Annotated in this window: 13 protein-coding genes; 11 read left to right on the top strand and 2 right to left on the bottom strand. The window is 68.2% G+C overall.

Features of this window, described 5'->3' with window-relative positions:
• The first annotated feature begins 50 nt into the window (after nt 1-50).
• Nucleotides 51-557, top strand: coding sequence for a hypothetical protein (locus VPH47_RS08095; protein WP_019336451.1), 507 nt, complete (start codon nt 51-53; stop codon nt 555-557).
• A 133-nt stretch (nt 558-690) separates the two neighbouring features.
• On the opposite strand, the gene ptsJ is transcribed toward VPH47_RS08095, so the two are convergent.
• A complete protein-coding gene (ptsJ, locus tag VPH47_RS08090; protein WP_368850466.1) occupies nt 691-1,977 on the bottom strand; it encodes a transcriptional regulator PtsJ in 1,287 nt (428 codons plus the stop codon).
• A gap of 76 nt (nt 1,978-2,053) precedes the next feature.
• On the opposite strand from ptsJ, the gene VPH47_RS08085 reads away from it, so the two are divergent.
• The 10 genes from VPH47_RS08085 to VPH47_RS08040 all read left to right on the top strand — a co-directional run bounded on the left by VPH47_RS08085 (nt 2,054) and on the right by VPH47_RS08040 (nt 10,552).
• The gene (locus tag VPH47_RS08085; RefSeq protein WP_110712693.1) at nt 2,054-2,827 is read left to right on the top strand and encodes a YggS family pyridoxal phosphate-dependent enzyme; all 774 of its coding nucleotides are present in this window, start codon (nt 2,054-2,056) and stop codon (nt 2,825-2,827) included.
• Nucleotides 2,824-3,525: a glutamine amidotransferase gene (locus VPH47_RS08080; RefSeq protein WP_110712694.1), complete on the top strand. Its 702-nt coding sequence runs from the start codon at nt 2,824-2,826 to the stop codon at nt 3,523-3,525. The genes VPH47_RS08085 and VPH47_RS08080 overlap by 4 nt, the downstream gene beginning before the upstream one ends.
• Nucleotides 3,522-3,746, top strand: coding sequence for a hypothetical protein (locus VPH47_RS08075; protein WP_110712695.1), 225 nt, complete (start codon nt 3,522-3,524; stop codon nt 3,744-3,746). The genes VPH47_RS08080 and VPH47_RS08075 overlap by 4 nt, the downstream gene beginning before the upstream one ends.
• 98 nt (nt 3,747-3,844) lie before the next feature.
• Complete coding sequence (locus VPH47_RS08070) at nt 3,845-4,351, top strand: hypothetical protein (RefSeq protein ID WP_110712696.1); 507 nt, start codon at nt 3,845-3,847, stop codon at nt 4,349-4,351.
• A gap of 81 nt (nt 4,352-4,432) precedes the next feature.
• Nucleotides 4,433-4,972, top strand: a complete 540-nt coding sequence (locus VPH47_RS08065; RefSeq protein ID WP_368850465.1) for a hypothetical protein — start codon at nt 4,433-4,435, stop codon at nt 4,970-4,972.
• A gap of 118 nt (nt 4,973-5,090) precedes the next feature.
• Nucleotides 5,091-5,600 (top strand): RNA polymerase sigma factor, encoded by a 510-nt coding sequence (locus VPH47_RS08060; protein WP_164080209.1) that lies wholly within the window; start codon nt 5,091-5,093, stop codon nt 5,598-5,600.
• Nucleotides 5,597-6,523 (top strand): FecR domain-containing protein, encoded by a 927-nt coding sequence (locus tag VPH47_RS08055; RefSeq protein ID WP_110712699.1) that lies wholly within the window; start codon nt 5,597-5,599, stop codon nt 6,521-6,523. Before VPH47_RS08060 ends, VPH47_RS08055 begins: the two co-directional genes overlap by 4 nt.
• 64 nt (nt 6,524-6,587) lie before the next feature.
• On the top strand, nt 6,588-9,059 hold the full coding sequence (locus VPH47_RS08050) for a TonB-dependent receptor (RefSeq protein ID WP_197612275.1): 2,472 nt from the start codon (nt 6,588-6,590) through the stop codon (nt 9,057-9,059).
• Nucleotides 9,046-9,846, top strand: a complete 801-nt coding sequence (locus VPH47_RS08045) for a ChaN family lipoprotein (RefSeq protein ID WP_180847330.1) — start codon at nt 9,046-9,048, stop codon at nt 9,844-9,846. The genes VPH47_RS08050 and VPH47_RS08045 overlap by 14 nt, the downstream gene beginning before the upstream one ends.
• The gene (locus VPH47_RS08040) at nt 9,839-10,552 is read left to right on the top strand and encodes an energy transducer TonB (protein ID WP_368850464.1); all 714 of its coding nucleotides are present in this window, start codon (nt 9,839-9,841) and stop codon (nt 10,550-10,552) included. Before VPH47_RS08045 ends, VPH47_RS08040 begins: the two co-directional genes overlap by 8 nt.
• Nucleotides 10,553-10,749: 197 nt before the next feature.
• On the opposite strand, the gene VPH47_RS08035 is transcribed toward VPH47_RS08040, so the two are convergent.
• Complete coding sequence (locus tag VPH47_RS08035; RefSeq protein ID WP_368850463.1) at nt 10,750-11,652, bottom strand: cation diffusion facilitator family transporter; 903 nt, start codon at nt 11,650-11,652, stop codon at nt 10,750-10,752.
• Nucleotides 11,653-11,669 lie beyond the last annotated feature (17 nt).

Raw genomic sequence — 11,669 nt, 5'->3', positions numbered from 1 at the left:
TTGCCGGTCCGCATCCGCTATCGTCGGCACATCCAAGGAAGGACGACGCCATGCCCCGCGCACTGCTGCTGACCACGCTGGTGGTCTCGACCCTCGCCCTGCTTGTTTCCGGCTGGACCGCCTGGAGCCTGCATCGCAGCCAATCACCACAGCGCATCATCGAAGCACGCGGGCTGGTCATCCACGATGCAAGCGGCCAGCCGCGGGTGATCCTCGGTGCACCGGTTCCCGATCCGCTCAGCCAGGGCCGTACCCAGGGGCCGCGCGCCACCGCCTTGTCCGGCCTGATCCTGCTCGGCCCCGACGGCTCCGAACGCGGCGGCTACGGCACCAGCGACCGCGGCGGCGAAGCCCTGCTCACCCTGGACGATGCCACCGGCACCACCGAAGTGTTCAAGGTCGTCGCCAACCCCGACCGCGGTGCCAGCCTGATGGTCAAGCACCAGAACAACACCGGCGCCATGCTCACCTCCTGGCAGGGCAAGCCGGAGCTGATGTTCGTCGATGACAGCGGCCAGTCCTACTACGTGCGCCCGGGCGCGAACGCCGCGCCCTGATCCGCTTCTGCAGGGTCGAACCATGCTCGACTACCGTCATGTAGAGTCGAGCCATGCTCGACTGCTTCTACCAACAGCAGCCGAGCATGGCTCGGCTCTACAAAGGCGAAGCAAAGCCGAGCATGGCCCGACGCTACAGACCGCACACCGCCGCCAGATCATCGGCCAGCTGCCGCAGCTGCGCCGATCCCAGCGCCGCACACGTAATGCGCAGGCCATGTCCCGGCGCTGCCACCGCGAACACTTCGCCTGCGCGCACATGCCATCCGCGCGAAGCCAGTGCCAGCACCTGCGGATGGCTGTCGGTTGGCAACGGCAGCCACAGGTTCAATCCTTCCATCGGTTGCGGTGTCGGCACGCCCCGCGCACGCAGCAGTTCCTGCAGCGACTGCAGGCGCTGCTGGTAACGCTCACCTGCCGAGGCGATCTTCGCCCGCTGCGTCGCCGACGCCAGCACCGAAGTCGCCGCATCCTGCAGCAGATGGCTGACCCAGCCGGTGCCGGACGCCAACCGCAACCGCAACCGCGATGCGGTCTCCTCATCGCAGGCCAGCCAGGCCAGCCGCAGGTCCGGACCCAGTGGCTTGGACAACGAACGCAGCACGGCCCAGCGACGACCATCCAGCGGCAGCACCGAGTGATAGGCCTGCTGCGAAAGCAGCGCGTAGTGATCGTCGATCAGCACCGCCACCTGCGGGTAGGCCGCCAACAGCTGCCGCAACGCCCGCGCCCGCTTCGCATCCAGGCTGGCCCCGGTCGGGTTGTGCGCGCGCGGGGTCAGCAGCACCGCGCGTGCGCCAGCCTCCAGTGCCGCACGCAGCGAATCGACCTGCATGCCATGCGCGTCCACCGCCACCGGCAACGGCGCATGGCCCACCGCATTGAGCACGTTGAGGCTGCCGAGGAAGCACGGATCCTCCACCGCGATGCGATCCCCCGGCAGCAGCCACGCCGCCAGCAGGCGTTCGATGCCGTCGACCGCGCCATGGGTCAGCTCCAGCGCATAGCCCTCCGGGCAGTCCGCATCCAGCGAGGCGCGTGCCAGCGCCTGCAACCTCGGGTCGACCGTGCCTACGCCGTACAAACGCGGCGCTGCCGGCGCCAGGCGCAGGTTCGGCAGCAGGCGCGGGTCCGGGTTGCCACCGGCGAGGTCCTGCAGGGCCAGCCCGGGCGTGCTGCCCTCGCGCGCCAGCGTAGGCGGTAATCCGCGCACCACCGTGCCACGACGGCCCGCCGTGCTGGCCAGGCCCGCCGCATCCAATCGCTTGTAGGCAGCGGCCACCGTATTGCGGTTCACCCCCAGCTGCTCGGCCAGTTCACGCACCGGCGGCAGCACGCTGCCGGCCGGCAAGCGGCCCTTGCCGATGCCGTCGCGGATGCTGTCGAAGATCGACTCGGCGCTATGCCCGATGATTTTCATTTTGTCCTATGCCAAAATATATCTTGTCCTGTGCCAGTGTATCCCACCCTGGCCACCCTGCATTGGAGGTGCCCGCATGCCCCTTGCCGCTGCCGACTGGCCCGTCGCCCAGTCCGTTGAACAGATCGCCGCCAACCTGGTCACGGTGCGCCAACGCATCGCCGATGCCTGCGCACGTGTCGGCCGTGACCCGGCCAGCGTGCGCCTGCTGCCGGTCAGCAAGACCGTCGATGACGCCCGCATCCGCATGGCGGTGGCCGCAGGCTGTCACGAACTGGGCGAGAACAAGGTGCAGGAGGCGCAGCGCAAGGCCGAAACAATGGCCGACCTGGGCGTGCACTGGTCGGTGATCGGCCATCTGCAGACCAACAAGGCGCGCTACGTGGCACGCTTCGCCAGCGAGTTCCAGGCGCTGGACAGCCTGCGCGTGGCCGAGGCCCTGCAGCAGCGCCTGCAACTGGAAGACCGCACGCTGGATGTGTTCGTGCAGGTCAACACCTCGGCCGAGCCGAGCAAGTATGGGCTGGAACCCGACGCAGTCGAGGCCTTCGTGCAGCAGCTGCCGGCCTTCGATCGCCTGCGCGTGCGCGGCCTGATGACCCTGGCCATCTTCACCCCCGAGGTCGAGCGCGTGCGCGCTTGCTTCGTGCGCCTGCGTGACCTGCGCGACCAGCTGCAGCGCGTCGCCCCGCCCGGCCTTGACCTGTCGCAGCTGTCGATGGGCATGTCCGGTGATTTCGAAGTGGCCATCGAGGAAGGTGCCACCGTGGTCCGTGTCGGCCAGGCCATTTTCGGCGCCCGCGCCACCCCGGACAGCTTCTACTGGCCGAACAGCGGAGCCCCGGCATGAAGCACGCGGTTGTGCTGCAACACGTTGCCTTTGAAGACCTCGGCACCCTGCAACCGTTGCTGCTGGCCCAAGGCTGGCAGCTGCAGGTGCTGCAGGCCGGTATCGACGCGCTGGACTCCGCCGCAACAGCCGACCTGCTGGTGGTGCTGGGCGGCCCGATCAGCGTCAATGACACAGCGACCTATCCCTTCGTCACCGACAGCATCGCCCTGCTGCAGCGCCGGCTGCAACAACAGCGGCCGACCCTGGGCATCTGCCTGGGTGCACAGCTGATGGCCCGTGCACTCGGTGCCAGTGTCGCTCCCAGTGGCGGCAAGGAGATCGGCTTTGCGCCACTGCTGCTGACCGATGAAGGCCAGCGCTCGCCGCTGCAGGCCCTGCAGGGCATTCCCGTGCTGCATTGGCATGGTGAGGCCTTCGAACTTCCGGCCGGCGCACGCCGCCTGGCCAGCACGCCGGCCTGCCGCCACCAGGCCTTCGCCATCGGCCATCACGCGCTGGCCCTGCAATGCCATCCGGAACTGGACGCGCGCCAGTTCGAGCGTTGGCTGATCGGTCACACGCTGGAGCTGGCCCAGGCTGGCATCGATCCCAACGACCTGCGCGCGCAGGCGCGTCGCTATGGCGCACCACTGGCCGCGGCCGCCACCGCAATGTTCGACCATTGGCTGCAGGACCTGCCGGAGACACCACGATGAACTACCGATTGCAGATCCACCGCGATGGTGCCCACTGGGGCCACTTCGACTGCAGCGGCCCCGATGCCCTGCAGCGCATGGACAGCATCGCCGCGCAGCTGCCTGCAGACCAGGGCTTCCAGTTGAAGCGGCAGAAGGGCGTCGGTGAAGAGCGCATCCTGTCCAGCAATGCCGATGGCCTGCGTGTACTGGCCGCGCAGATCCAGTACCGCGATATCTGACGATCGTCAAGGTAGAGCCGGCCGCTGGCCGGCACTGGAATCTGCCGGCCAGCGGCCGGCACTACCCCGGCTGTTCGCCCGCGTGCGAAGCTTCACCGATGTTGACCCTGCAACGCGGCAACCATCGCGGGCTGCTTGTCGCCCCGCGCTGGCCCTCCACCCATATCCAGATCGAAGCAGAGGTGCTGCAACGCCTGCTCGATGCGCAGGCACTCCTGCCCACCGAACTGCGCCTGCTGCTCACGCGCGGCTTCGAATCACGCCACAGTCGCCTCGGTGGGTTCCGCCGCGCGGTGCGGCGGCTCGGCATTGCGGTGTTCCGCACCTGCTACCCGCAGCGCCGCGATGAAGTCGATGCCATCTTCGGTGCCAACGGTCACGACATCGATGGCCGTCACGTCGATATCTCCATGGTGTTGCACGGCCAACGACTGCGGCTGCTGCCACTGGGCGTGTTCACGCCACCCAACTGGCAGGCGCGCCGCGTCAGCCGCCATGCCTGGGCGGTCGCGCAGGTGAAGCACAGCCTGCAGCACTGCGGCTTCCAACTGCACCCCAACCCGACCGAAGCACTGCAGATCCATTGCGACTACCTGCCCCGGTAGTGCCGGCCGCTGGCCGGCAGCGGTACGCTGCACCACCCGCCATAGGCTGACGCACGCCCTCATGCAGGCGATACTCCCACCATGTTCGACGTACCTGCCCACCTGCATGGCGTCGCCTGCGATCTTCAGCAACGGCTCGATCGCATCCAGGCGCAGGCCAGCAACAACGACTACCGGCTGCTGATCGATGGAGAAGCACTGCGCTTCCCCGATCGCATCTACGCCGACGCTACGCGCCTGGAACGCCTGGCATCTTCCCTGCTAGGTGATCACCGCCTACTGTGCCTGTGCCTGGCCACCCGGCATCCCGATGGCTTCCTGCGACAACGGGCTGTTGAGGCATTGGGGCAGGCATCGGTGCCGTGGGTTCTGGCATTCCACCTGGCGCTGCTCAGCGAGTATGTCGAAGAGATCGCGCTGACGATCGACCATCATGCCCGGAAGATTGGCCTGGCCGCCTACGCACCCTTGGCCCGCGAGAACGCCGCCTTCTTCGAACGGTGTATGCAGCGTGCCGCAAGCTATTGGAATGCCTACCACCGGCAGCGGCATCCAGCGCTGCGCACGTTTCCCGCCCACCGCTTGCTGCTGGAGATACGCAGCGCCAGCCGCGCGGGCTGATCGGCCATCCAATGCATCGGCCCCGCACTACAGATGCAAATGATTCTCTTTTGCTGTAAGGTGCAGCCGCTGCCCTTGCCGCCGCGGGCTGTTCCCTTTCCCAGTTGTCGCCCGCCCCGTGTCCACGCCTGTCGAACCGACGGATGTCGCGCAGCTGTGCGCGGCCCATTACCGGCCGCTGCACGCCCATGTCCGCCGCAAACTCCCGCAACGCAGCGACGCCGATGACGTCGTCCAGGAAACCTGGCTGCGTGTCGTCAAGGTCGCCGCCAGTGGCCTGCTGAGCAATGGCCGCGCGTACCTGTACCGCGTTGCCCACAACCTGATTGCCGACCATTACCGGCAACGCCAGCGCCGTCGCGAAGAAGCGCTGGATGACACACAGCTGCATGCCATCGCCGATCCTGCGCCGCTGCCTGAACAGCGCCTGCTCGACGCCGAACAGCTGCGCCATCTCGATGCAATCGTCGCCGCGCTGCCGCCGCGCTCGCGCCAGGTCTTCCTGCTGGCGCGTGTGGAACAGATGGCTCTGGCCGAGATCGGCCGCCAGCTGGGCATCAGCCGGCAGACCGCGCACGGCCATCTGCTCCGCGCCCTGGTCGCCCTGCAGCAGGTACCGGGTGCATGAGCCAGGACGCGATCACACGCGAAGCCGCCCGCTGGTGGCTGGATGGACACGATGGCACCCGCGACGAGAACGCGTTCGACCAGTGGTGCCGGGCCGATCCGCGCCATGTTGCGCAGTACCAGCATCTGCAGCAGCTGTGGCAGGCCGGTGCCACGTTGCCCAGCCTGCAACGGCAGCAGCAGCGCAGGCAACGCCGCCGCCTGCGCGAGGCCGGCATTGCCGTGCTGTTGCTGTGCGCGCTCGGGCTGTACAGCCGCCACGCCTCGCCGCCGGCCGCGCAGGTACTGCGCACCGCCGCTGGCGAGATCCGTGATGAAGCCCTGCCGGACGGTTCGCATGTGCTGCTGTCGCCGGGAAGCGAAGTCCATGTGCGCGTCGATGCACAACGCCGCCAGCTCCAGCTGCAGCGCGGCCAGGCCTGGTTCCAGGTCGCTGCCGATGCCGATCGGCCATTCCAGGTGCATACCCCGCAAGGCACTGTCACCGCACTGGGGACCGCATTCGATCTTGCCGTGCAGGGCGACAGCAGCGTGGTCACAGTCACCGAGCACAGCGTCCGCGTAGAGAGCGGCACCGCCAGTGCACAGGCCAGCGAGGGTCAGCAGATACGCTTCAACGGACACGCGCCTTCTGCTGCACATCCTGCAGACGGTGGCGTCCTGGCCTGGCGCGAGCGGCGCCTGCACTGGGTTTCGGCCCCTCTGGCCGACGTCACCCAGGGCCTGGACCGCTGGCACGGCGGGCATACCTGGATCATCGGTGCACGGCTTCGCCAACAGCCAGTCACCCTGCTGGGCAATGCCGAGGGTGCCGCCAGCAATCGCGACCAACTGGCCATGCAGCTGCATGTGCGGGTACTGCGCCTCGGCGCGGGTGTGCAGGTGTGGCTGCCGCCACGCTGGGAGCAGCGCGGTGCACCCTGACATCCGGCCCAGCACTGCGTCTACCCAGGATGACGACGCCCTGCGTCAGCCCCTGGAGCCCCCGATGCTGTGCCCCCGCCCCCTTGTCCTCGCCCTGTCGCTGGCCTGCGCCAGCACCGTCCCACTGCTGCCCAACAACGCCCACGCGCAGGCCGCCACGCGTTCCTACGATCTGCCCGCCCAACCGCTGGCCGCCGCACTGGACGCCTACAGCCGGCTGACCGGCGTCGATCTGGTGATCGGCTCGGCGCTGCCTGCAGGCCATGCCGCGCCTGCCCTGCGCGGAGACTTCGACGATGCACAGGCGTTGTCGCGCCTGTTGGCAGGCAGCGGCCTCCGCCCACGCTTCATCGATGCGCGTCGCGCCACGCTGGAACCGGCACCTGCCGAACGCAGCGATGGCAGCCGTCGTACCGGTCCGCTGCGCGTGCAGGGCACGACCGCGCACGCCCATGCGCCTGGCACTGGTGCCAGCCAGTATGTACCGGCCACCCGTGATGGCTTCGCTCCCACGGTCGGCAGCGAACGTTTGGCAATGGCCGAACGCCAGGAAGGCAACAGCCTGCTGCGTTCGATGCCGGGCACCCACAGCTTCCATTCGCGCAGCCAGCCCGGCCTGCAGGTCAACATCCGCGGCATGACCGGTGCCGGCCGGGTCAACACCATGATCGACGGTGTCACCCAGACCTTCCGCAACAACGCCGGGCATGGCTCGGGCGGCCCATTCGCCTATGTTGACCCGTTCCTGCTGGCCGGCGTGGACGTGCAGCGCGGTGCGGTCGCCGGTGGTGATGGCGCCGGCACGCTGGCCGGCAGTGCCAACTTCCGCACACTGGACATCGACGATCTGCTCGGCGAAGGCCGCGACTGGGGCCTGCGTGCGGGCTATCGCCATGGCAACAACGGCTATGGCAGCGGCCGCACCTTCGCCGGTGCGTGGCGCCACAGCGAGGACGGCGGTGACCGCCAGTTCGGCCTGCTCGCCGCCGCCAGCAGCAGTCGCAGCAGCGAGTACGCCACGGCGCGCGGGCAGAAAAACAATGCCGACCCCGGCAGCCAGCAACCCAGCAGCTGGCTGTTGAAAGCGCGCCTGCAGCCCAGTGACCAGCATCGGCTCGACCTGAGCCACATGCGTTACGAAAACGACTTCTACCACAACTATCCGTGGCAGATTTCCGCGCGCAACCAGCGCGCCAGCTACCACTACACGCCCTATTCGCCGTGGATCGACCTGCGTGCGACGTTTGCCAGCAACAAGACCCGGCTGTTCTACCCGCCGGTGGAGGACTCCAGCTACATCGGCCGCCGCACCCACAGCAGCCTGAGCAGCTGGACCGTGGACAACACCAGCCGCTTCGACATCGGTGCACTGCAGGCACGCTGGAACACCGGTATCAAGCACCAGTCGGACATCTACGTGGCCGACACCCCTGTCCTGCGTGGCGCCAATCCGCAGGGCCGCAGCCAGCTCGACAGTGTATTCAGCACGCTGGAGCTGCAGTACGACATCTATGCCCTGACCGCAGGACTGCGCCAGGACCGCTTCGGCATCCGTGGACACATCCCGGTGTGCTCGGATGTGCCCGGCCAGTGCGCGGAGATCAATGGCGGCGACATCGACGTGCGTCGCACCGAGCGCGCACTCAGCCCGAGCCTGGCGGTCTCACTGCAGGCCACCGATTGGCTGCAGCTGTTCGCCGAGGTCTCGCGCACGTCGCGGCCGCCGCGCGTGCAGGAAATGTTCTTCGAGAAGATCCCGCTGGAGGACGCCAGCGTCGCCGACGGCATCGGCGCCAATCCGTTCCTGCGCCGCGAGCGCTCGCGCAACCTGCAGTTCGGCGCCAACCTCAGCACCGACTCGCTGCTGGTCGACGGTGACCTGGCGCAGCTGCGGGTCACCCGCTTCGACAACCGCATCCGCGACTACATCAAGCCGCAGTACCTGCTGATCGTGCATCCGCCGGAAGTGGAACCGTTCGTGGTGCCGATCGACAGCGATCCGCAGCTCACTGCCTGGACCGATGTGCTGGACGCCGACGACTTCAGCGCCACCACGCGCTGGATGAACCACCCCGGCGTGGTGCGCATGCGCGGTATCGAGCTGGAGGCGCACTACGCCAGCGAGCACTACCACGCCACGCTGAGCTGGACCCGCTCGCACACCAGTGCGCCGGCCATCGAGTTCGTCAACCTGGAAGACATCACCGCCCTGCCCGACCGCTACTGGACGCTGGACGTGGGCGGCCGCTGGTGGCAGCAGCGCGTGCAGGCCGGCCTGCGCGCCGAGTACTCCGGCCCGACCGAGGAAGGCTACGACTTCTTCCAGACCCGCAAGACCGGCGGCACCGGCGTGCTGCTGGACTTCTACGCCAGCTTCAAGCCCCAGCCGAACACCACGCTGTGGCTGAACATCGAAAACCTGCAGAACAAGGCCTATGACAACAATGCCTCGATCGACAGCATCTTCAGCCCGATCCTGGACCGCGGCAACGGCCGTGGCCGCACCATCTCGATGGGCGTCAATGTCGCGTTCTAGCCGCCACTGGCTGCCGCTGTGCCTGCTCGCGCTGGCGTCGATGGCCAGCGCGCAGCCGCTGCCCGGCAAGGTGGTCGACCTCGCCAATGGCCGGATCCTGGACGAATCTACGTTCGTACAACGCACTGCCGCCGCCCAGCGGTTGCTGCTGGGTGAACGGCATGACCTCGACAGTGATCATGCCGCCCAGCGCTGGCTGCTGCAGGCGTTGCAGCAGCAGCGCCCGCAGGGTGCCCTGGTGCTGGAAATGATTGCCAGCGAGCGCCAGCCGCGCCTGCAGCGGGTGCAGCGCTGGCTGGCCAAGGGCAACCATGCCGACGGCACGAGGCTGCAGGAGCTGCTGGACTGGGATGCGCGCTGGCCGTGGGCTGCCTATGGCGGGCTGGTGCAGGACGCCACCGCTGCCGGCATCCCGTTGTTCGGTGGCAATCTCGCGCGCGCCGAGGTCAACGCGCTGTTGGCATCGACCAGGGCGGTACAGTTCCCCGTGGCCACTGCGCGGCAGCGCCTTGCGGAGGTGGTGCTTGCCCAGCACGCAGAGGCCGCACCGATGCTGGATGGCATGTTGGCCGTGCAGCAGGCCCGCGACACACGGATGGCACGGGTGCTGCTCGATGCACCCGCACCGGCGCTGCTGGTTGCCGGGCGCTGGCATGTACTGCGCGGCACCGGAGTACCAGGCTACCTGACTCTGGACGTACCAGCACTGGTGATTGCGCTCGCCTCACCTGGCGAAGCCATCGATGCGTCTGACGCCGACCTGCTATGGGTGCTGGACGATGAGTGAGCGCGGCCAACACTGGCAGGCGATCGCGATCAGCATCGGCCTGCACCTGCTGCCCTTGCTGCTGCTGGTGCACTGGGTGGCCACGCCCCCCTTGCTGCCCCCGCCGGAACAGGACGTGCGCATCAGCCTGCGCCTGCTGGCACCGGCCACACCTCCGCAACCGGTCGAGGAACGCCAGGCCGATACCCCCAGCCAGGCGCAACAGGCGCGTGCGTCGCAGCCGACCAAGTCGCCCCCTCCGCCGAAACCCGCCGCCGCGCGCGAGGGCGAGTTGGCCGCCAGCGAAACGGGCGGGACGGGTCGAAAGCCGCTGCCGGTCGCCCCGCCTGCGGCCGCGACCGATGCAAGTCCCGCACCGGCATCGATCACGGCCGCGCCGCCCGCTCCAGACGCGCCGCCGGCGGACTTCCAGGCCGGCGCCGCCAGCGACCAGTGGGAAGCCCGCCTGATGGCGCGGCTGGAACGCTACCGCTACTACCCCGCCGTCGCACGCTCGCGCCGGCAGCAGGGGACGGCCTGGGTCAGGGCCAGCATCGACCGCGAAGGTCGCCTGCTGGCCCTGCGGCTGGAGCAGTCCAGTGGCCAGCCGATGCTCGATGACGGCGCGCTGCAGACCTTCCGTCGCGCGCAGCCGCTGCCGCCCATTCCCTTGGAAATGAAGGCACCCCAGGAACTGGTGGTACCGGTGGAGTACTACCTGCGCTAGGCGCTGAGGGCCTCCGCCTTGATGTCGGGAATTGCGAGGCAGTCTGCGACCTCAACTCCGGTTGAGGTCAAATGGAACTGGCGCAACAGAGTAGTCCGCCATGTGCAACGATCGCGCCCACGTGCAGGGCCGAGCCCATGCTCGGCTGCTCAGCGCGAATGGCAGCCGAGCATGGGCTCGGCTCTACCGTTCCCCGCTTACGTCCATGCTGGGTCTGCCGTGAAATCGATGGTCAGCCAGAACGTACTGCCACGGGCGTCCAGCCGCACCGCGATCTCGTCACGCATCGCATCGACCTCGCCCGCTGAGCCCAGCGGCGTGGCCGGGTCGGCCAGCACGTGGATCTCGATGAAGCGCATCCGCCCCATCTTCGCCACATGGCTGGTGAAGCCGGCATAGCCGTGCTCGGCGACAAACGCCTGCATCACCTGCTGCACGCGTCGGTCCAGATCATCCGGCGCCACCTGCAGCACTTCGCGCATGGCCTTCCACGCGCTGCGCGCCGGCACCGGCAGCACCGCCAGACTGATCAACGCCAGCACGATCGAATCCAGGTACGGCACCCAGTGGTGCCACTCACCGCCGTGCAGGATCAGCGCCAGCACGAAGGCCAGCACCACCGCCAGGCTCATCAATCCGCCCAGCAGCCAGCCGCGCACGTCCAGCCACAACAGAGCAGAGCGCAGGTGCCGCGCACGCTGCGCGACGAATGCCGCCATCGCCAGGTTGCTGGCACTCAGCAGTGCCGCCCACCACAGCGCGGGCCCGAACTTCACTTCGTGCCCGCCCGTCGTCAAACCAATTACCGCGTTGGCCAGCGCATACACGCAGGCCAGCGACAGGATCACACCGCCCAGTGCCTCGACCATCGGCTCAAGGTGCCAGTAGCCATACTGGAAGCGCGGGCTCTGCTCCCGCGCCACCAGCCGCAGCACCGACAACGACACCAGGGTCAGGGCGACGTCGACCAGGCTGTACACGCCGTCGAACAGGATGGCCTGCGATCCCACCAGCAGGCCACCGCCGAAGCCGACCGCGCTCACCGCCAGGGTGGCCCCGATCGAGAACTTCAGGATGCGTTGCTCGCGCGCGGTATCCATCGTTCGCCGAAGGGCCG

This window comes from Stenotrophomonas sp. WED208, from assembly GCF_040984485.1.
Classification (GTDB): Bacteria; Pseudomonadota; Gammaproteobacteria; order Xanthomonadales; family Xanthomonadaceae; genus Stenotrophomonas; species Stenotrophomonas riyadhensis.
This window is presented reverse-complemented; position numbering and strand designations above follow the sequence as displayed.